The sequence below is a fragment of the Paenibacillus sp. sgz302148 genome, from assembly GCF_056120465.1.
Genome location: NZ_JBVYOJ010000022.1, coordinates 1 through 23172, shown reverse-complemented (window position 1 = coordinate 23172; position 23172 = coordinate 1). Strand labels below are relative to the sequence as shown.

Here is a 23172-nt window from a genome sequence, read left to right as displayed (position 1 = left end):
GTCTACAATGCGCACAGCTCGATCTCAAAGCCCAAATCCTCGATCATTAGATGGTCGACGCTCACGTCCTGGCCCGCCGTAGTCAAATAATCGCCTACGAATAACGAATTTGCGGCATACAGCGACAATGGCTGCAGCGTGCGCAAATTGACTTCGCGACCGCCCGCTACGCGAATTTCCTTAGAAGGACAGATGAAGCGGAATAAGGCGAGTACCTTTAGCGCCTTCATGGCCGGTGTCCGACCGGCATTCTGAAGCGGAGTGCCTTCGATGGCGTTCAGAAAATTAATCGGAATGGAGTCGGCGTCCAGCTTCCGCAATGCGTAAGCCATTTCCACGATTTCCTCATGCGTTTCGCCCATGCCGATAATGACGCCGGAGCAAGGCGACATGCCCCGGCTCTTCACCTTCTCTACCGTCTCGACGCGCTGATCGTATGTATGAGTCGTTGTAATGGAAGGATAATTGGCTTTGCTCGTATTCAGGTTATGGTTGTAGCGGTGAACTCCGGCCTCGGCCAGCTTCTCCGCTTGCCCGTCCTTCAAAATGCCGAGACATGCGCAAATTTTGAGCGGCATCGTCTCGCGAATTTCTTTCACAGCTTCTACGACCTGTTCCAGCTCCTTGTCGGTAGGGCCTTTGCCGGAGGCGACGATGCAATAGGTGCCGGCCTTCCGGTTCATGGCTTCCCGCGCACCGGCTAGCAACGTGTCCTTGTCAAGCATCGTATATTTCTTGATCGGTGCGGTCGATACGATCGATTGGGAGCAATACCCGCAATCTTCCGGGCATAGCCCGCTTTTCGTATTGATGATCATGTTCAGTTTGACTTTTTTGCCATAATAATGCTTGCGAACCGTAAAAGCCGCCTGCATGATCGGCAATATTTGCTCGTCATCCGCTTCGATGACGGCAAGCCCTTCCTCTGCCGTGAGCAGATGCCCCTCCAGCACGCGCTGCGCCAATTGATTCCAGTCGATTACAGCCTTACCCGTTGTTCCATTCATTACGCTGCACATCCTCTCTTATGATCATTTCTCATTCCATCAATGCTGCCTTGACCGTGGATAAATCGAGGCAATTACGGGCGACCTCCGCCAATTGCTTCGCCCCCGGTTCGCCCGGCACAAAAGGAAATCGACCTAATATGCGCAATCCGCCATATCGTTCGATCATTTGCGCATTCGTGGCGATGCTCATATCATTACCGCCGAAGTCACGCTGATCGCCGCCATCGGTCAATCGGAACTTTTCGTCAGCCCCATCATTCAACACAACGCCTAACATGGTCACGCCCTTCGTACGCAGCATAGCCGCCGTCAGCAAAGTATGGTTGATCGTCCCTAAGCCGGAACGGGCAACGATCAGCACCGGCGCTCCCAATTCGGCAATCCAGTCGATCGCTAGCGCATCGTTCGTAAGCGGCACGGCAACGCCGCCGGCCCCTTCAACGAGCAATGCGTCATATCGCTCATAGAGCGGTTCGCCTGCTCGGCGCAGAGCCTCTTTCGTCAGCTGCACGCCTTCGGCTTCAGCCGCAAGCATCGGTGCGAGCGGCGCGCGAAACGAATACGGGGCTACGTTTTCCGGCAATTCGGCGATGCCGCTGTACCGGATCAATCGCTCCGCGTCGCTGCTGCCGCTGCCGATCACGGCGCCGGACTGCACCGGCTTCCAGACGCCGACGTTAAGCCCTTCCGTGCGAAGCGCCGCCGCAATGGCGCCGGTCACGACCGTTTTGCCGACTTCGGTGTCCGTCCCTGCGACGAATATCGCTCTACCTGCCATCCGAATGGCCCTCGCTCTCCGTTACGTCGATGATCGATTGAATCAGGATGTCCGTCATCGCATCAAGCTCCTCGATCGAACTGACCAACGGCGGAATGAAAACGACAACGTTCCCGAGCGGCCTTGTCAGCATGCCCAGCTCCCTTGCCCGAGAGCTGACTTGCACCCCGATTCGTTCCGCCCATTCGAACGGCTGCTTGGTCATCTTGCTCCGGACGAGCTCGATCCCGATCATCAGTCCTTGCTGACGAATGTCGCCGACAAACGGACGGTCGGACAGCGCAGCGAGCTTGCGCGACACATAATCGGCTTTCGCCTTGACCTCTTCAACGATGCGCCGCTCCTCCATCAGCCGCAAGCTTTCCAGAGCAACCGCACAGCCGAGCGGATTACCGGTATAGGAATGGCCGTGGAAAAATGTTTTTTGCTCCTCATAATCGCCGTAAAACGCATTATAGATTGCATCTGTCGTCAGTGTTGCCGCAACCGGTAAATAACCGCCCGTCAACCCTTTGCCGACGATCATAATATCCGGAGAAACGTTCTCCAGATCGCAAGAGAACATCGCGCCCGTACGTCCGAAACCGGTTGCGACTTCGTCTGCGATCAGCAGCACGTCATGCTCCCGGCAAATGGCAGCAATGGCGCTCAAACACCCGCGGGGCATAACCATCATGCCGCTTGCGCCTTGCACGATCGGTTCAACAATGAGGGCGGCGATTTCTCCATCGTGCCGCTTCAGCACATGGCGCAGCGCCGATAAAGTTTCTTCCACCGCGCCTGTTGCTCCGTCAGGATGCCGGTATGTATTCGGGTACGGGATCGAATGCGCCGGGAACAGTAATGGCCGGAACGTCTCGTGATACAACGGGATCGCACCTACGCTGACCGCGCCGATCGTATCGCCGTGATACGCTTCTTTCATTGTGATGAAGGAGGTTTTCCGGCGATTTCCGCGATGAATCTCGTATTGGTACGCCATCTTCAAGGCGATCTCTACCCCTGTTGCGCCCGCATCCGAATAAAATACTTTATTCAGCCCCTTCGGAGCAATTTCAGCCAGCTTCGCAGCAAGTTCAATCGCCGGAACGTTGCTCATGCCAAGCAGCGTCGAATGGGCCACCCGTTCCAGCTGCCGGATGATCGCTTGATTCAATTCCGGCACATTGTGGCCGTGTACATTCAGCCAAATGGAAGAAAATCCATCGTAATAAGCTTTCCCTTGCATATCGTATAGCTTGATGCCATCGCCTCGCTCGATAATGAGCGGGTCGGTACCGCAATAGTCTTTCATTTGCGTAAAAGGATGCCACACATGCGCGCGGTCCCACGCGGCTAATTGTTCATAGGTTAAGGAGGACAATCTGACAGCTCCTTTCAGAAACTTAATTGTTAACCTCGCTTTGTGATAATGGGTTAACAATTGCATTGTCATTGTAACAACGCCTTGGCGGATTGTAAAGACGAAAACGACAAACAAGCCCATAGATCGCATCTACGGGCTTGTAAACAATTCCTTTTCAGTATTTAGCTACCCGTGACTAGCCCCATTCCTCCAGCCCGGTCATGTCCTGACGTTCTTCCTCCGCGATGCTCTGGATCGTCTCCGCCGTGATGTCCATATACAGATAGCCTTCTTCCTCGCGTTTCTTGAGCGCTTTGAGCTTCATATATTTCGGGCTTGCTTCCCCCGCATCCTCGTCGTAAAAAAGCAAAATGCCGTCCGTCTTGCGCAGCAGCAGCTCGTCTCTCGCCGTAAGCTGCCAAACGCCTTGGTACGGCTGTTTACTGACGGCACCGTAATAATCGGCGTGCTTGATAATATCCCGGTAATATTCCTGCTTCTCTTCCTTCCAGTTCTCCTCCGGATTGAGGTAAGCCGTAATGATGGCCAGCTGCAGCCGCGGGTACCGCTTCTTCAGCTCGAACACGACTTCGCAAGCCCATAAGTCTACGCCGTATTGCCCTGACGTAATAACCCATTCCAGCCCATCCTCCACCAGCGGCGCGAGACGGTCTGCGATTGCTTTTTTGATATAGGCGATGCCTTTGTGCTTCTGATCGAAAATGCTTAATTCGTGCGCACGGTAACCCGTGACGAGAAGATTTTTCATCTTGATCTCCTATCGCATTCGGCTAAGGTTCTAGTCACAGTTTACCTTGACCAAGCGTTGCTTGGCAAAATGAAGTTTTGACCCGCAGATTTGCAATCCAATGCCGGTATCGGTAAACTATTGGATATTGTCATGTCCAAATGGAGGTTGTTATCGATGAGTCGCCGGAAATTGATCGACAGACTCAAATTGCGAAGCGTAGAACCGGTGCACGGCGAGCAGTTCAACAATTTGCTGCGTTATGTATTTCAAGTGACAAACCGCGATTTGCAAACGTTCGGCTGGGAAAATCGGGAGATCGCGCAATCCAAGCTGCCGGTGCTCCGGCATGCCGACGTACTCGGCTGGTTCGACGGAGACAAGCTGATCTCGCAGCTGGCCGTTTACCCTTTTAAAGTGAATATTTTCGGGCGCATTTACGAAATGGGCGGATTAACAGGCGTCGGTACATATCCGGAATACGCCAATCTAGGTTTAATGAACAAGCTGATGCTGCATGCGCTTAGCAACATGCGAGACCGGAAGCAATCGATCTCTTACCTGTACCCGTATTCGATTCCGTATTATCGGCGCAAAGGCTGGGAAATCATTTCCAACAAAATTTCGTTCGAAGTACAGGACACGCAGCTCCCGAAGCCTAAGATGGTCCCGGGCAACGTGGAACGCGTAACGATCGAGCATCCCGACATTAAGAAGGTGTACGAGAAGTTCGCGTTGACTCACCATGGCGCCATGCTTCGCAACGAGCTCGCTTGGGAGGAATACCTTCGTTGGGATTTGGACGATATGACGGTGGCCATTTATTACGACAATAAAGACGAGCCGACAGGCTACTTGCTTTATTGGGTCGCCGAAGAAATTTTCCACCTTAAAGAGCTTGTCTCGATCGACGAAGAAGCGCGCACCGGCTTATGGAATTTCATCAGCGCACACTTCTCCATGATCACGCGGGTCAAAGGAGACATCTATAAAGATGAGCCGCTCGCTTTCCTGTTGGAAGACGGCGATATCAAGGAAACGATCGCCCCGTATTTTATGGCTCGGATCGTTGACATCCGGCTGTTCATCGAGCAATATCCGTTCCAGAAGCAAGATCAGGAAAGTCGTCTCGTCTTCAAGCTGCACGACCCGATGCTGGAATGGAATCAAGGTACATTCACGCTGACCGTGGACCGTTCGGGCCAAGGGCGTTTGACCGAAGGCGGAGGCGGAATGCCTCCTTCGATTACGTTCGACATTCCGACGTTAACGACGATGCTGATGGGCTATAAGCGTCCGACCTACCTGTCGCAAATCGGCCGCATTCACGCCGATGACAATATCGTCAACCTGCTGGAAAATCTCATCATTCGCGAGAAACCCTATTTTTCCGATTATTTCTAAAAAGGTACCTTGTAAATAAAGAGCTGATCTCCGCAAGATGCGAGACCAGCTCTTATTTTTTCGCGCGTATCCATTTATTCCGGCAAAGATATTAAGAAATCGCGTACAAGGGAACGACTCGTTATAACGGAATTATCTTTTTCCTCTTCGGGATTCGATAGACCAGATCACGATACCTACTGCCGCGAGAGCAATGATCAGTGCCGTATTTCCGATCGCAGCCATGCTCGTCTTCGACGCAATAAGCTCGGAATACGCTTTATTATATTCTTTAATGGGATGTGCGTCAGTCGCCAACCCCTTATATACAACCGCTTTATTGCCCGCCTCGATCGTTGCTACGTTATTGGCATCGCCGGTCAATCCATCCTTGCCTTGAAGGAACAAGAGGACGTCCTTCCCCGCTTCCGGGAACTCGAATCCGATCCAACCATACATGCGGCCAATGTTCCGCTCAAGAACGAGTAGCTCCCCGGGACTGTCGCCTTTGATGACTTTTTTCGTTCGAATAATCACTTTGCGCCGGTCTTGTCCGTCCTCCTTCTCAACCACTGTACCCGTTATGATGGAGGTTGATTTCGAGATCATATCCTGCGGTGTGTAAATAGACAAATCCGCATACGCCTTCGGATGAAGTACTGTCATGCACAATACGAGCAGTCCGTATAAAGCGACGATCGCTTTTTTCATCACTTTGCAACTCCCGGTTCATTAAGCTCCTTCAATCGTTCGATATACCATCCGATATGGGTAATCAGAGAATTCGTTCCGCTCGCAATCGTACGTTTCAGCTCCGCGCCTTTCCTGACGATGTCGTCATAGGCCATCTGCCCGATTGCCTCTGTTCGCAAAGCCTCCCGCAATTCGTCTTCGTCTTTCACGACGAGCCTGCCGCTAGGCAAATAAATATAGTCCAAATACATATCCTGTACAAAAGGAACCCTTTCCTCCGTAAGCTCCATTGAAGCGATCATGTCGAAATACCATTGGACGACCTCATACTTCGCATTGATCATGACCGTCACACTATAGCTTCCGCCGATCGGAAAAAACATCATCCAAATATAGCCGTCATCAACGATACAGACGGAATCTTCCCCATATTGCGCGATCAGCGGGCTTTTGACCTTGTCCAAAAACAAATAGGTGACGTATCCTTCAAAGTCACCCTCTCGCACATAATCCTGGCTGTAGCGCCGCTCCAGAATACGCCCCCAATCGGGGCGGTTCGCATATTTGACCTTCATCATCGCCGGCTCCTCCGTTAGCACTCTTTCTCTAATCGTATGACCGGGCCGCGCGTATCTTCATCGAAAGGCTTCGGTCAGTTGCTTTCTTAGTTCTGCAAGGAACATCGAATTCCTTCTTTACTAAGGAATGGAATGGCCCATCTTTGCAGCGGTATCTTCCCTGTACGATCGATATAATGGCGTGTCGGGGAACTCTCTCACTAATTTGTCGTAATATCGGGCAACTCGTTGAAAATAATACGGATACACGTCCGCAGCATGGACCAATTCATAATCATGCCAGCGATAGGCTTCCACGCGAAACGCCCTCTCGGTGTCTCTCGTCCATAAACCCAATTCGCATATGCCGTCTAAGCCATGCTGTCCCGGCATATCTTCAACCTGCAAATAGGTGTATCGCATACCTTCCGGAATGATTCGAAGAAAGCCTTGCGGAGACCAGTGCATCAGATCCAGTTCAGCCGAATCCGAATCGGACTCCATCTGCCAACCGATCAGAATGCTGCACTGATCCGCCCTCATGATCGGTGCCGATAACAAATCCCGAACGCCAACCCCTTTGCCCCGTGCCTCGAACATGCGGTACCACATGTTTTGATGTCTCTTGATAGCCAGCAAATACGGATCACCTCGAAAGCAATACACCGATACGATCTCCGCCTCGCCGTCACTATCGATGTCCGAGAACAATAAAGCCGGACCTTCATGAGGATGCTCTAGATGATATAAATTAGCGGTTGGCGGCAAAAAACTTGCCACAAGCGAATGATACATAGACAAAGGATTCATCAAAACGCCCCATTTCCATCAGGATCATAAGATTATATGATTGGGCCAAGTTTTTGCATTCCGACATTTGAGCGGAAGAGCCCTTGAACGCATGAAGGAAAGAGTTGATGCGACGGACACGGCTAGACGCGTCAAAAAATCAAATAAGGACACCCCTATACAGGAGTGTCCTTGTTGAACGTTTTCCTTGCATACCTTATTTAAGCTTAGGAGCAGCCGCCGAAGAAGCAGATTCCAAGTGTCCCAATACGTCATGCAGCGATGCAATAATACGATATGATCCTCGCAGCGGCACGTAGCCTAAACGGCGGTTGATCGCAAGGATCGGCTCGTTGATCGAATCGTTATCGGTCCTGATATAATCGGCTTTACGGCGGTGAGCAAGCTCTATCGCTTTGATTTTTAGCGCCTGGGCGATCTTCTTCCCGCGGTAATTCCGGCTAACCCCGGTATATTCGTGGTACATGCCGTTGCTTTGCGGATTGTGAAGCACGTTCGTAACGCCGACATATCGATCCCCTGCCACGGCAATGATCACTTGTTCGGGAGCGAAGCCTTCCACCTTCAGGTACCATTTTTTCCATTCTTCGATTTGCGGCACTTCACCCATATACCCCGGTATGTCGACCAATGTCTCCTGATAAAGCGCATATAGCTTCCGTTCGCTTTCTTCACCGGGAGCATCGGCCAAAGTCATGAGCCGTATTCCCTCATGCTCCAGCTTCGAAATAACGTCCGAATCAACAGGCATATGATGATCGCCGATGTCCAGAACCGATTGGAAAGCATGGCGTTCGACCTCAAATCCCCGGCTGACGGCAAATTGCAGCGCATCGGGATCGTCGTCCCATACTTCGGTAACCAGTTTGGTCGCACCGATTTTATTGCCCCATTCTACGATGTGACGCAGCAGAAGCCCGCCGATTCCTTGCTTCCGGTTCGACCGGTCTACGACAAGCGTGTTGCACAAATACCCCGGTTCCGTCCACGGCGCGCGCCATGTCCACAAGTAGCCGACGATCTCGTCTTTCTCCGTCACGGCCACTTGGCGCTCCCGGTCATAACCGGCGAGCAAGCCGTTGTCATCCATCCACGTATGTCCGACCTCGTAGAGCTTGGCGTCGTCATCCTGCAATTTGACGGCCGTCGTCGGTTCCGACCCATATTGATTCAACAGATTGGCGATTCCTTCATAATCATCCGGCAACCGCAAAGGGCGAAGCTTTATTTTCATCGAACACCTCTAAAATTGATTGAAATTTTCAAATGACTATAACAATTATGCCACGTTTGAAAGCATGTCCGGTAAGGAAAGAATCGTTATAAGCATGAATGAACATGAAAGCCGACCTCCGGATTCGTAAAAACTCCGTCCGGGATCGGCATAAGATTCATTGAGAATCAAGGTTATTGCATTTTCGTATTGTCTTTTGCCGCGGCAGCATTTCGACGCAGCTTTTCAAACTCCTCGTCCAGCGAGGTTTCCCGTTTGCCGGCTAGTTCTGCCTCGGCCTCTGCCAAAAACGGGTCCTCTTGCATGGAGCCGAGCAGCTTCAACGGGTCTTCGCTCTTCGACATCGTCAGAAACGCATCCTTCCGCGCCGCGGCATTCCGGTTGCGCTGAACGATCGCCTGCCGGTTCGCCTTCACTTCATTCAGCTTCTTGGTCATCTGCAGAAACTGTTCCCGAAGCAGCGCGACCGATTTCTCGGCCGGCTCCATATCCACCGACAGCTGTTCGGCCAGCTGCTTCTTCTCATGCGCCTGCTCCAGCTTTCGGCGCGCCGACTCTTCGTCCAGCTGCTCGGCGTAAGTTTCCGCTTGACTGCGCAAAAAGCGAATTTCCGTTTCATACCGTTTCAGCCGCTCACGTGCAGTCAGCCGCTCCGATTCGGCACGATTGACGACAACCTCAAATTCCCGCAGCTTCTCCGTGGCCGATTCAATAAAAGCGTTCAGCTGCTCTTCCGGATCTTCCTTGCCGAACCAGCTTTTCAGGCGGGTTATCAGCCCCATCTTGTGCGACTCCTTCTTCGTTTAGTAAGTAAGTTCGATCAATCCTCGCAATATTTGCGAGAATCGGCTTTGGAGAACGAAGGTTGGTAGATGAACCGCCCAGGCGCTCCGTCATCGCCGTATTCGTATACGAAAACATAGCCTCGCGGAATCTCGTATCCCAGAATCCGAACCGGTTCGCTGCCGACCCGATATACGGACGGGAACGGGCAGCAGTACCAATACGATTCCTCGACAATGTGCCCGGTGCGAAGCAGCTGCTCGACCGTATATTCATAAGTCCGTTCTTCCTCGCGGATATGGTGCGTCTCCCAATGCTCGATCAAGTCGTGCTCGGCCTGTTCCCATTCCCCCGAGCGTTTGATTTCCCTTATGGCGCTTTGGGATGTAACCTTCCAGATGTCGTTCGAATCCAGCTTGCAACGTCTCGTTTCCTGTGTCGGGATCGGATTCGGTTTCGGCCTCGTCTCCTTTGGCGCTTGGGGCTTCTTCAAATCTTCGGGGCCAAGTACATCCGCAGCCTTCATGCCTTGCGCAACAAGAATATAGTTCGACAGCGCCATCCAGTATTGTGTTTCCGCGTCCTCGTGGCTTTCCATGGACACATGACGTCCGTTCGTAATAATGCCCACGATGGCGTCAGCCGCTTGCTTGCGAGTTCGCGCTTCTTCATACAGCAGGATCGCGAATTTGAACCGGTCCCCCTCAAGCCGGGCCTGCGCGATTCCGTCCGATACGAGTGCTTCCATCTCCGCCGCCGCGCGGCGCAAGCCCGCCAGATGCTCGACAGGGCAAGGACTCGGACCTTCGTTTTGCACACCGATCCGAACCGGCAGCGGCACGCTCGACGAATGCTCGAAAGCGGCTTCTTGCCTTGCGGCGACCAGCAAATCCGGAATTCGCCCGTACCAATCGTCCGCTTGCTCATGCGATACGATCGGGACCGGTTTTTTCTTTCCGCTCGTCACCGCGTCACCCAGCAGTGCGTCGGACATCGTCTGCAGACTTCTCGCGGCATTCAAATAGGCGAGTGCTCGCGAATGCCGGCTTTCGCTAAGCTCCACATGCAGACCGAATACTTGCTCCCCTAACCGTTTGTAGCTTTCAAGATGCTCTTCCGGACAAACCACCTCGTCGGCCGAGCCTCCTCGCAACCAATCAAATAACCCCATAACGACACCTCCGTAATCAGATGCAATACAACCTTTACAGCTATCGGTTAGTTTCGACATTGCTGGATATTATTCCTTGTTGATCTTTGGCAAAACTTCGTCTCTCGCCCCGAACAGTCTCACTTGGCCTTGCTCAAGCACCAGGATTTGATCGGCAATCCGCATGGCATACGGCTTCTGCGTGACGACGAGGCAAGCGATCTGATTCGTTTTTCGATATTCGTTCAAACGCTCCCACATTCGAGCTTCCGTCTCGGGATCAAGCGCGCTGGAAATATCGTCGAGCACGAGAAGCTCGGCATTCCTAGCGAGCATTCGGGATACGGCAACGCGCTGCTGTTGGCCCCCGGACAAATTCAAACCTTTTGGTCCAAGCTCGCTCTGCAACCCTTCCCCCAACAAGTTTAAGTCCGTCTCCAATGCGGCTAGATGCACGGCTTGTTGAACGCGACTTTCGTCGGAACAGCCCAGTAGGATGTTTCGCAACAGCGTGTCGGAGAACAAATATGGTGTCTGCGGCGTATAGGCGACCCGCGGCGGGACCATGAATTGTGATGCTTCTCGGACGCGGCTCCCGTTCCATAACATTTCGCCGGAGTCGCTCGGAAGCAGACCGAGCAGCACGCGCAGCAGCGTTGTTTTGCCGGCTCCGATCTTTCCCGTTACGACGGTGAATGATCCTCGCGGGATCGAAAACGATACGTCCCGAATACCCGCATCGGTTCCCGGATAAGTAAAGCGAAGGCCGCAAACCTCCAGCTTTTCCAACCGGTTTGAGGACCTAACCTTTTCTGTCGTTTATACTAATATTATGGAAGTCAAGGACACCATTCTTGTCTTTATACATGTCAAAAACACACATACGAACTTAAGCGCATTGCCTTGGGCAATGCGCTTTTTAATGTTTTTCTTTTTTGAACCGGAAATTGTCGTCATTCACCTCGGATACGGATCCACCCATAATTGAGCCTCGATGTATCGTTCAGGTCCTAACTTTCCATCCGGATTCCAATCTTGCGGATACCCGTAGACTCGGATCATCTCCAATATCTCCGGCTTTGTATACACTTGACCTCGGTAGATTTTTCCGTCATCATATCGCATAGTCGGAAACAAGTCCCCATAGGTGAAGCTTATCGCCTCTTCCTTGATTTCCTCCAGCGGAATCCGAAGAACCCGACCGTCTGGAAACCAGGATTCAAGCCAAGGGCATTCGCCTAATGTCAAATAATGCGGAAATCGATTTTGCGGTTTGCCGCCTTTCGAAATGAACAAAGCTCTCGCTTGCTGCTCCAATTGATGGCGGATCAGCAAATAATCATCCGAGCGTCGGCTGGCGAAGCCAACCCTATTTTGCTTGATTTCACTTAGTATTTGTTCGGCTTCTTCTAATGGCAAACTCGACAGGTTACGGAATGGACCTTGCTTTTCGCTATAATAGTGATATAAGTACATGTCTATTCCCCTATCCCGCTTAATAAATCAGCTCCTGCTGCATTTTCAGCCCGCTCACTTCGCAATAAACTTTGTACTTATTGAGGATGGTGTAAACATCATCTTGACCCACGACACGATCTTCCTCGTCAAAATATTGCAGTGATCCACTCAGAATAAACAAGGCGATCACCTCTTCATCTCCGGTGATCAAAGTATGTATATCTCCCGGCGGTTCATAGATAAACGTACCCGGTGTCGCAACCCAATCCCGCCCTTCATAACGCCAGCGGCCTTGCAGATTATAGCCGATCACGCATCCGCCGGTATGCCGATGCCGCGTCAGCACTTGATTGCCTAATATTTTGAACAAATACGTCCACGTCCCCGTGTTTAGATCGAATCGCAAAGGTTTGAAATAGCACGATCCGCCGTCAAACGGAATCCATGGCAAATCATCGATTTGGAATACTCTTTCCGGAAGCTGCACCTTCTCAGCTAACCGGATCACAGCTTCTTGTATTAATGGATTCATCACTTCACCTCGATAGAGCAACATGGTAGAGCATAGTACTCGAGTATCTAGTATAATTGTTATCCGAAGCCGACGCATGGTAAATTTTCGCTATAACAATCGAAGAATAAGCGCTTTTTGTACATGCATTCGATTCTCCGCTTGCTGGTAGATTACCGACCGCGGGGATTCGATCAATTCCTCCTCAATTTCAAAACCGGGGTGAATCGGCATGTCGTGCATGAGGTACGGCGTATGATTGCGCAGCAGTGCACGATTGATCTGGTAAGGCATCATAATGTCCATTCGGCGCTGTTTTTCTTGCTCGAAGGCAGGATCGGTAATGAACTCCATATCAATCCAAGTATCGGTGTATACAAAATCCGAATTTGCAACGGCATATTGCATATCGTCCGTTCGCTCGATCATGCCGCTTCGCCGCGCTTCTTCCATCAGTTCGGCATCCCAGGATGCTTCGTTGATCACTGGCGTTACAAGAATCAGCTTCAGTCCCAGCTTAATACACCCTTCTACTAGCGAATTTGCCACATTGTTATGAATGCCAATATACGTAACTGTCACGTTGTCAAACGTTCCCGCAACTTCGTAGATCGTCATGAAATCAGCCAAAGCCTGGCAAGGATGATACTTGTCGCAGCAACCGTTAATGACCGGAACCGTTGCATATTTCGCCAACTCTAGCAGATCGGCGTGCTTCTTCAACCGTGCCATAATAAGGTCGCAGTTTCTCGAGATATATCGTGCTTCGTATTGAATAGGTGAAATGCTGAAATTGCTGGAATTCCAGTCCAATGTGACCGCATTACCGCCTAACTGTTGAATGCCGGATTGAAACGAAAGATTCGTTCTTGTGGAAGTTTTCTGGAATAGGAGTAGCAGCCCTTTGCGATGACCAGCCTGTTCGTAGTGCCGCGGATTTCGCTTAATGTCTATTCCTTGCTTGATAAGGTCGAATAAATCATCACCGGTTAAATTGTTGAAGGAAGTTAAATGGTTCATAATTAAAACAGCTCGCTTTCGTTTTTTCATTCATTTAATTGTATATTTATGCATATTAGGCATGTTTGTAGAATTTGTCAATAGTGGCTGGCTGATTTGTAACTCGTGTTTGAGCTTAAGTCTACTTTATTGTTAGTATTTAAATATACTTGTGCAACTGACATAATTAGGATGTATTAAATATCGAACAATGAGAGGTGATTGTGTTTTATGAAAGAAATTACAATCAGAGAAATGGAAGTCGAAGATGTTACGGACGTTCACCATATTTTACAACTGACTTCCAAAAGATTTATTTCCGATCCTAGATTCGATGTTGGACCCGTGGAGGTGATTCAGGAAGATTACCTTGGTCAAAAATCCAGTCTATGCTTTGTGGCCGCGGCGGGAGAAGCCATCGTTGCTTTTATGGGCATCTCGTATGCGGAGGAGACCGGGAATGCGTATCTCAGATACGGTTTTCAAGATGATTATGCACATGTTTTACAACAATTAGTGGATCGTTGTGTTTCGTGGATCAGGTCAAAAGGCGGAAACAAATTATTTTACTTTGCGCCGACCCCTTTTGGGCAAATCAGAAATCAAGAGATCGCCATGTTCGAGCAACTTGGATTTGTATCCGACGAGTATACGGAAACTTCAACTCATCTGGTACTCGATAACTGGAAGGAGCCTGAACAAATTGATTTGTCTCGTATCGTTCCGACAGCTGAGATTGTTCCGAACGAGTTTTATGAGATTCTTGCCGAAGATGGCGAAACCCGCACAGCGGCTCGTTTCAAGGAAATTTATTCCGATCGAAGTAAAAATACGATCATTCTGGGGATAGAAGATAAGGATGCAAATCGCTTGGCAGGGTTCGCCTATTATAAAGTCTCTCTTGTACATCCGTCACACCCAAAAGCTTCGGCCGTCGGTTTTGGGCTTCATTTTAGACCGGAGATTAACTTATCCATGGAGGACAAAAGAAGGCTGCTTCAAGCCGCTTTATTGTCCATGAAGCAATTGGATTTGCATGCTGTAACCACCCTCTTGACGTTAAAGAACTTTGAAACATTCGTTATCTTAATAAACGAGGGATTCGTTGATTTCTTAGCCAATACGATCCGGCTGACGAAGGACATTTCACATGAAAAAATATAAAAATGCCAGGAACGTCCTCCCTGCCGAGTTGGTTGAGGAAATACAAAAATATATCCAAGGCGAATACTTGTATATACCGAATCAAAACAGGCAGCAATGGGGACAGCTTTCCGGCATTCGTGAGGAGTTAAATGCGAGGAACAAAGAAATCTATCTGAAATATATAGAAGGGGTACCCGTTCATACCCTTGCGGAAATCTATAGCCTGAGCCAGGAAAGAATCCGAGGAATTATTTATGAAAAACAATCGGAATAACATGCGCAAAACGAGAGGAGCAGCTCTTCATGGATACTGCTCCTCTTCTTCATTTACGCCCCGATCAATATATGATCTCTTCGTCTTTAGGTACTCGAATCTCGATCGTAATGCTCGCAACCGGATCGTTTTCGTCTCCCCATAAGGTTCGATCCTTCTGCTTCCAATCGAGGTCCGGATCGTTCCATAGCCTAATATACAGATCATCTCTGGAGTAATAAAGATAATAATTCGTCGAAGGATCGGATTGCCGAGCAAAACCTTGAGATTCCAGCGTCGCTGCCGCGAATTTCATCGTGTCGCCGATCCTTATACCGAAGATGCTAAAAGCTGGATCCGACGTCGTTATTTGCTTGACCTTCGGGCTCACCCGATGATCAATTTCCCCTTTCTTCATCCGGTCCAAAGTTTCTGAATAACGGCCGGAAAGATGCAGTTCGGGATATATAAAATTCATCTCGCAGCCAAAACACCCCGGAGTCTTGTCTTCACCTTTGCCGTGTAGCTTTTCTACCCCCGTACGGGTCATGAGTAGCTTTACTTGTGATACCTCAACCTGCTTCGCTTCGTTTAAATATTTATTCGTATAAGTCCATCTCCACAGGATCAGCATTACGATTCCTGTAATCGCAATGACCGCAATCGCTGCGATACGCCATTTGTGCCGCGTCAATCGATCACCTCTTCTTTGTTCAAAATCCTTCAGTTAATCTTCAAATGACTTTACAAATCGATAGCCTGTAATCTCGTAGCCTAATTCCAAATAAAACCGATGCGCCTCGTCTTTCCGGGCAAATCCGCTAATCAGATAAGTTCCTTTACAGTTTAATTGTTTGGCAAGTTCTTCGGCAAATGCCATAAGACGTTTCCCGATCCCTTTCCTTTTTTCGGAGGATTGAACGACAATAATCCCGATTTCGCCGTACCGGCTCACTTCTCTAATATTTTCACGAATTCGGAACAGAAGAACGCCTTTCACCCGATTGTCGGACTCATAAACATAAAGAGTGTCAGTATCGCTGTTCTCGGTCATGTTCAGCCGGTTCATCATATCCTCTTGTGTGATCGGTTTGCCTCCTAATTCACTAATGAGCGTACATAAAGAAGGAATATCATGGACTTCAGCTTTTCGGATAAAATCATTCATTGAATCACCCCTATCGTTTCGTTATATGAAACTATATCCTGATCCATGAAACATCTTTAGTATACGATGTTTTGTTATATTTTCCAATGCCTTCTTAACAAAAATAATCACCCTTCTCTAAAAGAGTGATTATTCTTATCTTGCTTATGCGACCATCCACATCGAAGAAGAATGGAACGAGCTTACGTGGCCGGAGCTCCGAACGCTTGCATGTCGCTGTGAGTGAATAGCTTCGTAAACATATTTGCTCTGAACGGCTCCAATTGCAGCAACCGGCTCGATGGCGTCTTGCTGTGCCAATCGGACGATTTCAGCGACGTCGCCTTTACGGTAGGCGGCTGCGATCGCATGAAGGAACGCTTTCATCGAATCATCTTCGGGGTACTTAAGCTTATCATGTTCCAAGTCGCTGCGCACGAGTACCAGCGATTGACGCGCGCGATGGAGCGCCGCTTTTACCGCTCCTTCCGTGGTCTTCAGCTTCTTGGCCGTTTCTTCACTTGAATAACCGAACACGTCGCGCAAAATAAACACGCTCCGCTGCAGCGGCGATAAATGCTTCATTAGAGCTTGGAAAGCCATCTCCACATCAAACGATAGGTTATCGGCAGCCGACAGTTCTTCTCTCGATTGTTGTTTTATGATTCGGTTCAGCCGCGTTTTGCGGCGGGATTGGTCGATCCATATATTTTTGGCAACCCGAAGCAAATAAGCTTCCGGATTGGCATGATTGGTGTAAGGCGCGGATACGATCGCTCTCAGCCAGACTTCTTGAGCTAGATCCTCCCCTTCGAGCGGCGAGCCCGTTAATGAGACGCAATATCGTTTCACGACAGCATGCAGTTGATCAGCCGAATTCATGTTCTTGCCTCCTTCTTCTTCGTTTGGGTTGAAGCCACGATAACCTCATCTTGTAAACGAATGAAACTGTAATAAAGATACGCCGATTCGAAAAAAGTTTTTCAATTCCATTATATAACCATATTCGCGATTGAGAATACCTGCCGCCTGATGATTGCGTATCCTTTGACCATCTTCGTTCGTTTACGTTACGAAAGACGAAAACGAGTAGTATTAGGAGGTTATGCTCATGAACGGTTATATTCCTTACGTGATTGAACAAACGAGCCGCGGCGAGCGGTCGTACGACATTTTTTCCCGGCTGCTGAATGACCGGATCGTATTTATCGGAACGGAAATCAACGATACGATAGCCAACAGCGTCATCGCTCAGCTCTTATTTCTTGAGGGGAGCGACCCGGATAAGCCGATTTCGCTTTATATCAACAGTCCTGGCGGCTCCACTACAGCCGGATTTGCGATCTACGATACGATGCAACTTGTGAAACCGCCGGTGCATACGATATGCGCTGGATTCGCCGCTTCGTTCGCCGCCATTCTATTGCTTGCCGGTGCCAAAGGCTACCGGTACGCGCTGCCGAACAGCGAAATCATGATTCACCAGCCGCATGGCGGCGCTCAAGGGCAAGCCAGCGACATCGCGATCAGCGCGAACCGGATTCTGGGCATTCGCAAGAGGCTGAATGAAATTACGGCGGAGCGCACCGGACAGTCGCTGGAACGGATCGAGAAGGATATGGATCGCGATACGTTCATGTCCGCGCAGGAAGCGCTTGAATACGGGATCATCGATAAAGTCATCACATCCGTGCACGAGAAGAACGGCAAAATATGAATGCCGATCGTATGCCATGATGCAAGAGAGCAGGTCACCGACGGGTGCCTGCTCTCTTTCTTCTTAGCTCCAAATTCTAAACTTTTTTGACAGCAAAAATAAATTTCCATTCCGCCGTATTCCCGGAGTATCTGCCGCGATTTTCGGTGACGGTAACAACAAGTTCGCTTTCCGTCGACTTCTTAGATAGCGATGATACTTTAATCGTTTTGCTTTTCGTTCCCTTGTCGGGGATTTTATCTTGTTCTTCCGCAACGGCTTTTAATGTAATGGATGATGTACTCTTCACCGTTAAAGTCATCCGCTCTCCTTCGGAGATAGATTTTCCGTTGACAAATCCGGCTACCACCCATTCATTGCCGACATGATTATTGTCAACAAGCTCGGCGCTAACAAACGTAACTTCAACTTTGGTTTTGGATGAAGCACCGGCTGCATAAGTCCACTGGGCGGACAGCAAAAATAGGACGAGAGCCCAGCCAACAATTTTGATCCATCGATTCATTTGTATCAATCGTCCCTTTCATAGGTTATCGATACATAGATTCGCATTTAAATTGATTTTTCCTTCTTGATCATCTCATTCATTTATGAGCGTCATTCTGCATCATCAGGATCGGTGATATATGTACATTTAAATCGCTCTGTTCCAGGGTACTTCTCCCCAAGGCTTTCTACCGTAAAACCGGATCCCCTGTAAAAATCGACTGCGTCTTCATCGGTTTCCGCGACAATCACTTTGGGATCTTTAAGCTTGATCAACTCCATGAGCATTCCCCGGCCATATCCTTTGCCGCGTTCCTCCGGGATAACGGCGATATGCTTGAGCTCGATTTCTCCAAGATCGTCGTGAAAACCGATAACCCCAATGATCGTGTCCTCTTCTTCATAACCTAACAGTTCAAGACGCTCATCCTGCTTGTACATTTGAACAGCTCGTTCGACATGTTCCGGCTCCGGAAATACAGCCAGACCGATTAATTCCACAACCGCCGGTTCATCCAGCTTCGATTTCAGATCCATCATCAATATGATCGCTCCACTCGCATAGTTTATCTGATTCTTCGTTACCGTATGGATAATTTTAAACAGAAACCGGCATCAAAGCAAGGTTGATTCCGGAGCGATGAAATATACCATGACCTCGAGTATTGGATGGGTATAAAAACGATAAATTGGATGGTTACTTTTCCGTCCATTGTTTATATGATCGAACTGTCATTTTTTTGAGGAAGGGTGCTTTTTACAATGCCAAGCTATAGTTATATCTTAATATTCGCAATTTTTATCATCGGCGTAGCCGCAACAGTTATGATCGGTAATTCTAAACCGAACAAAAACGGGAACCCGGACTACGACCGCAAGACAAAAGGGTATTGGAGCAGGCTCACGATGTTCTATATTTTAGGCAGCATCGTCGCTTTTTCGATTGTCGTTTTGACGCTAGTCTGGAAATAATACTACATTATCTAGAGAATATTCATGAACGAGCTGCCGGAGAGCTTGTTTGGCATCATGATGGAACAATCCACCATGGTAGCAAATCATCCGCTCTATATCATAGTCAAGCAAACGTTGTAATGAGCGAATTGCCTCATCCAGATCCAGTGTATACTGGGGATTGGCAATAGCTAGCTTGCCTTCCTCGATGACGACGGCGTCTGCCGCGATCAGCGTTTTGCTGGCGGGCAGATACAATGAGATATGGCCGGGCATATGACCGGGCGTGTGAATGACCTCAATGCCGTCGCACCAAGGTAACCTCTCCCCACTCGATACCATCCGATCGACGGCAACCGGTTCAATTGACTTTAACAATTGAATAAACTGTTCAGCAAACGGCTTCGCTTCAGTCGGCAAAACGTCTAACGTGGATTCCGCCTGTTCAAGCCGTAACGACTTTTTCGTTCCGTCAATATAAGGTGCCTCCAGCTCATGAGCGATGATTTCGATGTGAGAGTACGCCCGCTTGAGTGCGGCAAGCGATCCCATATGGTCCATATCGTGATGCGTCACGATCAATTTTGTTATATCTTCGAGCGTGACCCCGTGCCGATTAGCCGCTTCTTCAAGAAGAGGCATAAAATCAGGATAACCGCAGTCGATCAGAATCGTATCGCGATCGTCTTGAAGCAGCATTGGAGTGATGACTTGTTTTTGTCCGTTCACCTCGAATTCGATATCGAGCAAATGATAGGTGTTCATACAATAACCCCCTGGCTAACTAAATGGCAATAAATTAAGTATAATATTTTTACCGCCACACTCACAATCCACGAACTCGGCTCTGGACATTAGCAGTTGGTATGGAAGATTACACTCGGATACAGGTTGACATCGTATTGTAATAAAAATGAAATCCTCTTTTCATCTCTCTTTAATGTTGCTAGGCTATACTTCTATTCGACCCCCTTTTTTAATATATAAACCTTGGACCCGCGGCCCGTTGCTGCCGGGTCTCTTTTTTTGCACATTTCTGCAATAAAAAAATAAAAACCCCCGCACGTTTATTCAACGCGCAGAGGTTGTTGTTGCCGCACCAAACGCATCCCGTTCGCAATAACAAGTAACGAGCTTCCTGTATCGGCCAGCACGGACATCCATAACGTCGACTTGCCTGCAAAGATTAACAGGATAAACACCGCTTTGACAAGGAGTGAAAAGGCGATATTTTGCTTGATGATGCGCAATGCGCGACGGCTCAAACCGACCGCGTACGGGAGCTTGGATAAATCGTCCGCCATCAAGGCCACATCAGCCGTCTCCAGCGCAGTATCGGTTCCCGCGGCGCCCATTGCGATCCCGACCGTCGCCGCGGCCAAAGCAGGCGCGTCATTCACCCCGTCTCCAACCATCGCAACGCCGTTCTCCTGCTGAATGATCTGCTGAACAGCGAAGACTTTATCTTGGGGCAGCAGCTCGGCCCGATACTCCACGCCGCCGAGTTGATCGGCAACGGCGCGAGCCGTTCCTTGATTGTCGCCGGTGAGCATGATCGTCTTCCGAATGCCGATCTTTTTCAATTGCGTCAGCGTTTCTTTGCTATTCTCCCGAATCGTATCGGCTACGCAAATCATTGCAATGACAGTGTCGCGTGTGCCCAGCAGCATGACCGTCTGGCCTTGTTGCTCTTGAGCTTGAAGTTCTTGTTGGATCGTGCTTAGCGATATGCCGAAATCCGACTCAAACCAACGGGGTTTGCCAATATAATACGTTGTTCCGCCTACCTCGGCTTGAACGCCTTTACTGACAACGGAAATGAAGTTCGCGCTTGGCTTAGCGATAATCCCTTCCGCAACCGCACGGCGTACGATCGCTTTGGCAATCGGATGATCGGAATAGGTTTCCAACGTTGCCGCAATCGCCAGCACTTCGGTCCGGTTCCAGTCATTGAGAACCTTAATCCCGGTGACCTCCGGAACTCCGGCTGTTAATGTTCCCGTCTTGTCAAACGCAAATGCAGTAATGGCGCCAAGCCGTTCGAGATGAGCTCCCCCCTTGATCAGGATGCCGTTCCGCGCAGCGTTGCCGATTGCCGACACGATGGATACCGGCGTTGAAATGACCAAAGCGCAAGGACAAGATACAACAAGCATCATCAAAGCGCGATATATCCATGTCTCGAAGGATTGGCCCCATCCAAGAGGCGGGATAAGTGCAATAAGTATAGCGGCAATGATTACGATTGGCGTGTAAAATTTCGAGAAAACATCCACGAACCTTTGCGACGGCGCTTTTTGCGCTTGTGCCTCTTCTACCATATGAATGATCCGGGACAACGTATTGTCCTTGAATAGCTTCGTGACCCGAATTTCCAGCAGCCCTTCTTGATTCACCGTGCCGGCATACACTTCTTCGCCCGCGCCTTTCTCGACAGGGACGGATTCGCCGGTAATCGGGGCTTGATTGATGGAGGAACGACCGTTAACGATGATGCCGTCCATCGCAATCTTCTCCCCTGGTTTGACAAGCACGATGTCATCCAGTGCGATTTGATCAACCGGCAGTAGCTGCTCCTGCTGCCCCCTTCGAACCAAGGCTTCATTCGGGGCAAGCTCCATCAAGCCGCGGATCGAATTTCGGGTACGGTCCATCGTATAAGCTTCAAGCGTTTCGCCTAGCGAAAATAAAAATACGACCGCCGCGCCTTCCTCCCACTCCCCGATCACAGCCGCTCCAACCGCGGCGATGACCATCAGCAAATCCATGCCGATCGTACGCGATTTCAAGCCGTACAATCCGCTTCTGGCAATCCGATAACCACCCACAATAATAGCGACTGCATAGAGTAGATTAACCGACCAAGCAGGCAACGTATCCAACTGCTCTAATATCCAAGCTATACCGAAGAAAACACCGGCAAGTCCCGTACTGTATACTTTTTTGTTACTTTTCCAGAACGACTTCTGCGGTTCCCGCCGAACGTTCCCTTTCTCCTCCGACGCTTCGTACCCGGCTTGGCCGACCGTGCGAATGATCTGTTCGACTGAGCTGCCGTCGTGATACACCGTCATCTTCGCCGCGCCGAAATTCACGCTAACCTGCCGGATCGCGGGCAAAGCCCCGACCTTCTTCTCCAGCTTGCGGGCACAATCCGCACAATCCATTCCGTCGATGCGAAACACGCTCTTCGGGACTTTCCCCTCGAACTGCAGCGAAACACTTGCGGCAAGCTCATCAACCGCCCCATGATCGTGATGATGCCCATGGTGATCATGCCCACAATGATCGTGACGATGATGTTCATGGTTATGCCCGTGATCACGTCCGTTATGATCATGTTCTTGTTGGCATTGATCATGACGATGTTCTTGTTCATGGTCGGAGTGCTTGTGATCATCGTCGCAACAACCGACTTGCGAATGCTTTTTGGCTGTCATCAGGATCAACTCCCGTTAATACATGAGTATATGTTCATATGACTACATATAATCTTATGCTTCTCTCCGCAAAATGTCAATAAACAACTGCAGCAAAAAGGAACCCCGCAGGGTTCCCTTCTTCGAGATTTCATTCTTTCACTCTACGCGTAGCTTTTCCACTACAATTCCAGCCAATTCACGCGCAATGACTTTTTCGGCGCGTCACCGGTTACCCAAATGACCTTATTTCCGTATCCTATAATATCATCCGGGCGATTCAAGCGGACGGGACCGATATTGGTTGCCTTTTTCAAGATATTACCCTTTTCGTCCATAATCAAGTATTGTGTCGTCAAGTATTCCGAGTCCGACCATTTTTCCCACATCGCCACATAACGGCCGTCACTTAACTTGACCAGCTTTGGACGTACGACATTTTCTTTTTGCGGATTCATAAAATCCGTTAGCCATACGACGCCGTGATATTATCCCCTTTAAGTAGACACTCAAAAAAACCTTCATGGTATCATGGAGGTTCGAGTGACACTTGGAGGGGATCTTTCTATGGCGAAAAAGGGACAAGTATTT

28 protein-coding genes are annotated in these 23172 nt (G+C 49.5%); 5 read left to right on the top strand and 23 right to left on the bottom strand.

The genetic code is table 11. From position 1 onward, the window contains the following. Window positions 1-2 precede the first annotated feature (2 nt). From bioB to AC0LWM_RS26645, 4 genes are all read right to left on the bottom strand, one after another. On the bottom strand, window positions 3-1007 hold the full coding sequence (bioB, locus tag AC0LWM_RS26660) for a biotin synthase BioB (protein WP_474678066.1): 1005 nt from the start codon (window positions 1005-1007) through the stop codon (window positions 3-5). Window positions 1008-1038: 31 nt separating this feature from the next. Next, window positions 1039-1788, bottom strand: a complete 750-nt coding sequence (bioD, locus tag AC0LWM_RS26655) for a dethiobiotin synthase (protein ID WP_474678065.1) — start codon at window positions 1786-1788, stop codon at window positions 1039-1041. Beyond that, window positions 1778-3151 carry an adenosylmethionine--8-amino-7-oxononanoate transaminase gene (gene bioA, locus AC0LWM_RS26650; RefSeq protein WP_474678064.1) on the bottom strand — a complete coding sequence of 458 codons (1374 nt, stop codon included), beginning with the start codon at window positions 3149-3151 and terminating at the stop codon, window positions 1778-1780. Before bioA ends, bioD begins: the two co-directional genes overlap by 11 nt. Window positions 3152-3329: 178 nt before the next feature. Next, the gene (locus tag AC0LWM_RS26645) at window positions 3330-3902 is read right to left on the bottom strand and encodes an SLOG family protein (protein WP_474678063.1); all 573 of its coding nucleotides are present in this window, start codon (window positions 3900-3902) and stop codon (window positions 3330-3332) included. 156 nt (window positions 3903-4058) lie between these two features. Between AC0LWM_RS26645 and AC0LWM_RS26640 the strand changes: the two genes are divergently transcribed. After that, window positions 4059-5285: a GNAT family N-acetyltransferase gene (locus tag AC0LWM_RS26640; RefSeq protein ID WP_474678062.1), complete on the top strand. Its 1227-nt coding sequence runs from the start codon at window positions 4059-4061 to the stop codon at window positions 5283-5285. 132 nt (window positions 5286-5417) lie between these two features. On the opposite strand, the gene AC0LWM_RS26635 is transcribed toward AC0LWM_RS26640, so the two are convergent. From AC0LWM_RS26635 to AC0LWM_RS26590, 10 genes are all read right to left on the bottom strand, one after another. Continuing rightward, the gene (locus tag AC0LWM_RS26635) at window positions 5418-5975 is read right to left on the bottom strand and encodes a hypothetical protein (RefSeq protein ID WP_474678061.1); all 558 of its coding nucleotides are present in this window, start codon (window positions 5973-5975) and stop codon (window positions 5418-5420) included. Beyond that, complete coding sequence (locus tag AC0LWM_RS26630; RefSeq protein WP_474678060.1) at window positions 5975-6535, bottom strand: DUF402 domain-containing protein; 561 nt, start codon at window positions 6533-6535, stop codon at window positions 5975-5977. The genes AC0LWM_RS26635 and AC0LWM_RS26630 overlap by 1 nt, the downstream gene beginning before the upstream one ends. A 120-nt stretch (window positions 6536-6655) precedes the next feature. Further along, window positions 6656-7324, bottom strand: coding sequence for a hypothetical protein (locus AC0LWM_RS26625; protein WP_474678059.1), 669 nt, complete (start codon window positions 7322-7324; stop codon window positions 6656-6658). 196 nt (window positions 7325-7520) lie between these two features. Further along, window positions 7521-8558, bottom strand: coding sequence for a GNAT family N-acetyltransferase (locus AC0LWM_RS26620; protein WP_474678058.1), 1038 nt, complete (start codon window positions 8556-8558; stop codon window positions 7521-7523). A gap of 173 nt (window positions 8559-8731) precedes the next feature. Next, window positions 8732-9340 carry a PspA/IM30 family protein gene (locus AC0LWM_RS26615; RefSeq protein WP_474678057.1) on the bottom strand — a complete coding sequence of 203 codons (609 nt, stop codon included), beginning with the start codon at window positions 9338-9340 and terminating at the stop codon, window positions 8732-8734. A 38-nt stretch (window positions 9341-9378) separates the two neighbouring features. Next, window positions 9379-10512, bottom strand: a complete 1134-nt coding sequence (locus tag AC0LWM_RS26610; RefSeq protein ID WP_474678056.1) for a hypothetical protein — start codon at window positions 10510-10512, stop codon at window positions 9379-9381. A gap of 69 nt (window positions 10513-10581) precedes the next feature. After that, window positions 10582-11280 carry an ATP-binding cassette domain-containing protein gene (locus AC0LWM_RS26605; protein WP_474678055.1) on the bottom strand — a complete coding sequence of 233 codons (699 nt, stop codon included), beginning with the start codon at window positions 11278-11280 and terminating at the stop codon, window positions 10582-10584. A gap of 168 nt (window positions 11281-11448) precedes the next feature. Next, on the bottom strand, window positions 11449-11967 hold the full coding sequence (locus AC0LWM_RS26600) for a hypothetical protein (protein ID WP_474678054.1): 519 nt from the start codon (window positions 11965-11967) through the stop codon (window positions 11449-11451). Between the two features lie 19 nt (window positions 11968-11986). Further along, window positions 11987-12481, bottom strand: a complete 495-nt coding sequence (locus AC0LWM_RS26595; RefSeq protein WP_474678053.1) for a 2,4'-dihydroxyacetophenone dioxygenase family protein — start codon at window positions 12479-12481, stop codon at window positions 11987-11989. 90 nt (window positions 12482-12571) lie between these two features. Next, the gene (locus AC0LWM_RS26590) at window positions 12572-13480 is read right to left on the bottom strand and encodes an ornithine carbamoyltransferase (RefSeq protein WP_474678052.1); all 909 of its coding nucleotides are present in this window, start codon (window positions 13478-13480) and stop codon (window positions 12572-12574) included. A 210-nt stretch (window positions 13481-13690) separates the two neighbouring features. Here AC0LWM_RS26590 and AC0LWM_RS26585 point away from each other — a divergent pair, with 210 nt between their 5' ends. Together AC0LWM_RS26585 and AC0LWM_RS26580 are read left to right on the top strand one after the other, a co-directional pair. Beyond that, on the top strand, window positions 13691-14623 hold the full coding sequence (locus tag AC0LWM_RS26585; protein ID WP_474678051.1) for a hypothetical protein: 933 nt from the start codon (window positions 13691-13693) through the stop codon (window positions 14621-14623). Then, complete coding sequence (locus AC0LWM_RS26580) at window positions 14610-14879, top strand: CD3324 family protein (RefSeq protein WP_474678050.1); 270 nt, start codon at window positions 14610-14612, stop codon at window positions 14877-14879. Before AC0LWM_RS26585 ends, AC0LWM_RS26580 begins: the two co-directional genes overlap by 14 nt. Window positions 14880-14943: 64 nt before the next feature. Here the strand turns inward: AC0LWM_RS26580 and AC0LWM_RS26575 are convergent, their stop codons facing one another. The 3 genes from AC0LWM_RS26575 to AC0LWM_RS26565 form a co-directional block, all read right to left on the bottom strand. Further along, a complete protein-coding gene (locus AC0LWM_RS26575) occupies window positions 14944-15552 on the bottom strand; it encodes a hypothetical protein (RefSeq protein WP_474678049.1) in 609 nt (202 codons plus the stop codon). Window positions 15553-15585: 33 nt separating this feature from the next. Continuing rightward, window positions 15586-16026, bottom strand: coding sequence for a GNAT family N-acetyltransferase (locus AC0LWM_RS26570; RefSeq protein WP_474678048.1), 441 nt, complete (start codon window positions 16024-16026; stop codon window positions 15586-15588). Window positions 16027-16170: 144 nt separating this feature from the next. Then, window positions 16171-16887, bottom strand: a complete 717-nt coding sequence (locus AC0LWM_RS26565) for an RNA polymerase sigma factor (RefSeq protein WP_474678047.1) — start codon at window positions 16885-16887, stop codon at window positions 16171-16173. Window positions 16888-17116: 229 nt separating this feature from the next. On the opposite strand from AC0LWM_RS26565, the gene AC0LWM_RS26560 reads away from it, so the two are divergent. Beyond that, entirely contained in the window at window positions 17117-17722 is a 606-nt protein-coding gene (locus AC0LWM_RS26560) for an ATP-dependent Clp protease proteolytic subunit (RefSeq protein ID WP_474678046.1), read from the top strand. A 76-nt stretch (window positions 17723-17798) separates the two neighbouring features. Here AC0LWM_RS26560 and AC0LWM_RS26555 read toward each other — a convergent pair whose 3' ends face one another. Beyond that, the gene (locus AC0LWM_RS26555; RefSeq protein ID WP_474678045.1) at window positions 17799-18227 is read right to left on the bottom strand and encodes a hypothetical protein; all 429 of its coding nucleotides are present in this window, start codon (window positions 18225-18227) and stop codon (window positions 17799-17801) included. A 92-nt stretch (window positions 18228-18319) separates the two neighbouring features. Beyond that, window positions 18320-18748 (bottom strand): GNAT family N-acetyltransferase, encoded by a 429-nt coding sequence (locus AC0LWM_RS26550; protein WP_474678044.1) that lies wholly within the window; start codon window positions 18746-18748, stop codon window positions 18320-18322. 222 nt (window positions 18749-18970) lie between these two features. On the opposite strand from AC0LWM_RS26550, the gene AC0LWM_RS26545 reads away from it, so the two are divergent. Then, a complete protein-coding gene (locus AC0LWM_RS26545; RefSeq protein ID WP_474678043.1) occupies window positions 18971-19180 on the top strand; it encodes a hypothetical protein in 210 nt (69 codons plus the stop codon). Here the strand turns inward: AC0LWM_RS26545 and AC0LWM_RS26540 are convergent. The 4 genes from AC0LWM_RS26540 to AC0LWM_RS26525 all read right to left on the bottom strand — a co-directional run bounded on the left by AC0LWM_RS26540 (window position 19166) and on the right by AC0LWM_RS26525 (window position 23039). Next, window positions 19166-19927 (bottom strand): MBL fold metallo-hydrolase, encoded by a 762-nt coding sequence (locus AC0LWM_RS26540; protein ID WP_474678042.1) that lies wholly within the window; start codon window positions 19925-19927, stop codon window positions 19166-19168. The two genes, AC0LWM_RS26545 and AC0LWM_RS26540, sit on opposite strands and share 15 nt — an antisense overlap. Window positions 19928-20229: 302 nt before the next feature. Beyond that, a complete protein-coding gene (locus AC0LWM_RS26535) occupies window positions 20230-22329 on the bottom strand; it encodes a heavy metal translocating P-type ATPase (RefSeq protein ID WP_474678131.1) in 2100 nt (699 codons plus the stop codon). Next, a complete protein-coding gene (locus AC0LWM_RS26530; RefSeq protein ID WP_474678041.1) occupies window positions 22254-22562 on the bottom strand; it encodes a hypothetical protein in 309 nt (102 codons plus the stop codon). The genes AC0LWM_RS26535 and AC0LWM_RS26530 overlap by 76 nt, the downstream gene beginning before the upstream one ends. A gap of 201 nt (window positions 22563-22763) precedes the next feature. Then, window positions 22764-23039 (bottom strand): hypothetical protein, encoded by a 276-nt coding sequence (locus AC0LWM_RS26525; protein ID WP_474678040.1) that lies wholly within the window; start codon window positions 23037-23039, stop codon window positions 22764-22766. Between the last annotated feature and the right edge of the window lie 133 nt (window positions 23040-23172).

Bases quoted from the DNA above. Each gene is read 5' to 3' on its own strand.
- AC0LWM_RS26625 (WP_474678059.1), bottom strand. From the start codon at position 7,324: ATGAATCCTTTGTCTATGTATCATTCGCTTGTGGCAAGTTTTTTGCCG.
- AC0LWM_RS26630 (WP_474678060.1), bottom strand. From the start codon at position 6,535: ATGATGAAGGTCAAATATGCGAACCGCCCCGATTGGGGGCGTATTCTG.
- AC0LWM_RS26560 (WP_474678046.1), top strand. From the start codon at position 17,117: ATGAACGGTTATATTCCTTACGTGATTGAACAAACGAGCCGCGGCGAG.
- AC0LWM_RS26595 (WP_474678053.1), bottom strand. From the start codon at position 12,481: ATGAATCCATTAATACAAGAAGCTGTGATCCGGTTAGCTGAGAAGGTG.
- AC0LWM_RS26570 (WP_474678048.1), bottom strand. From the start codon at position 16,026: ATGAATGATTTTATCCGAAAAGCTGAAGTCCATGATATTCCTTCTTTA.
- AC0LWM_RS26580 (WP_474678050.1), top strand. From the start codon at position 14,610: ATGAAAAAATATAAAAATGCCAGGAACGTCCTCCCTGCCGAGTTGGTT.
- AC0LWM_RS26535 (WP_474678131.1), bottom strand. From the start codon at position 22,329: ATGGATTGTGCGGATTGTGCCCGCAAGCTGGAGAAGAAGGTCGGGGCT.
- bioB (WP_474678066.1), bottom strand. From the start codon at position 1,007: ATGAATGGAACAACGGGTAAGGCTGTAATCGACTGGAATCAATTGGCG.
- AC0LWM_RS26600 (WP_474678054.1), bottom strand. From the start codon at position 11,967: ATGTACTTATATCACTATTATAGCGAAAAGCAAGGTCCATTCCGTAAC.
- AC0LWM_RS26620 (WP_474678058.1), bottom strand. From the start codon at position 8,558: ATGAAAATAAAGCTTCGCCCTTTGCGGTTGCCGGATGATTATGAAGGA.
- AC0LWM_RS26640 (WP_474678062.1), top strand. From the start codon at position 4,059: ATGAGTCGCCGGAAATTGATCGACAGACTCAAATTGCGAAGCGTAGAA.
- AC0LWM_RS26610 (WP_474678056.1), bottom strand. From the start codon at position 10,512: ATGGGGTTATTTGATTGGTTGCGAGGAGGCTCGGCCGACGAGGTGGTT.
- AC0LWM_RS26555 (WP_474678045.1), bottom strand. From the start codon at position 18,227: ATGAATCGATGGATCAAAATTGTTGGCTGGGCTCTCGTCCTATTTTTG.
- AC0LWM_RS26635 (WP_474678061.1), bottom strand. From the start codon at position 5,975: ATGAAAAAAGCGATCGTCGCTTTATACGGACTGCTCGTATTGTGCATG.
- AC0LWM_RS26540 (WP_474678042.1), bottom strand. From the start codon at position 19,927: ATGAACACCTATCATTTGCTCGATATCGAATTCGAGGTGAACGGACAA.
- AC0LWM_RS26585 (WP_474678051.1), top strand. From the start codon at position 13,691: ATGAAAGAAATTACAATCAGAGAAATGGAAGTCGAAGATGTTACGGAC.
- AC0LWM_RS26530 (WP_474678041.1), bottom strand. From the start codon at position 22,562: ATGATCACAAGCACTCCGACCATGAACAAGAACATCGTCATGATCAAT.
- AC0LWM_RS26590 (WP_474678052.1), bottom strand. From the start codon at position 13,480: ATGAACCATTTAACTTCCTTCAACAATTTAACCGGTGATGATTTATTC.
- AC0LWM_RS26550 (WP_474678044.1), bottom strand. From the start codon at position 18,748: ATGATGGATCTGAAATCGAAGCTGGATGAACCGGCGGTTGTGGAATTA.
- AC0LWM_RS26545 (WP_474678043.1), top strand. From the start codon at position 18,971: ATGCCAAGCTATAGTTATATCTTAATATTCGCAATTTTTATCATCGGC.
- AC0LWM_RS26565 (WP_474678047.1), bottom strand. From the start codon at position 16,887: ATGAATTCGGCTGATCAACTGCATGCTGTCGTGAAACGATATTGCGTC.
- AC0LWM_RS26615 (WP_474678057.1), bottom strand. From the start codon at position 9,340: ATGGGGCTGATAACCCGCCTGAAAAGCTGGTTCGGCAAGGAAGATCCG.
- AC0LWM_RS26645 (WP_474678063.1), bottom strand. From the start codon at position 3,902: ATGAAAAATCTTCTCGTCACGGGTTACCGTGCGCACGAATTAAGCATT.
- bioD (WP_474678065.1), bottom strand. From the start codon at position 1,788: ATGGCAGGTAGAGCGATATTCGTCGCAGGGACGGACACCGAAGTCGGC.
- AC0LWM_RS26525 (WP_474678040.1), bottom strand. From the start codon at position 23,039: ATGAATCCGCAAAAAGAAAATGTCGTACGTCCAAAGCTGGTCAAGTTA.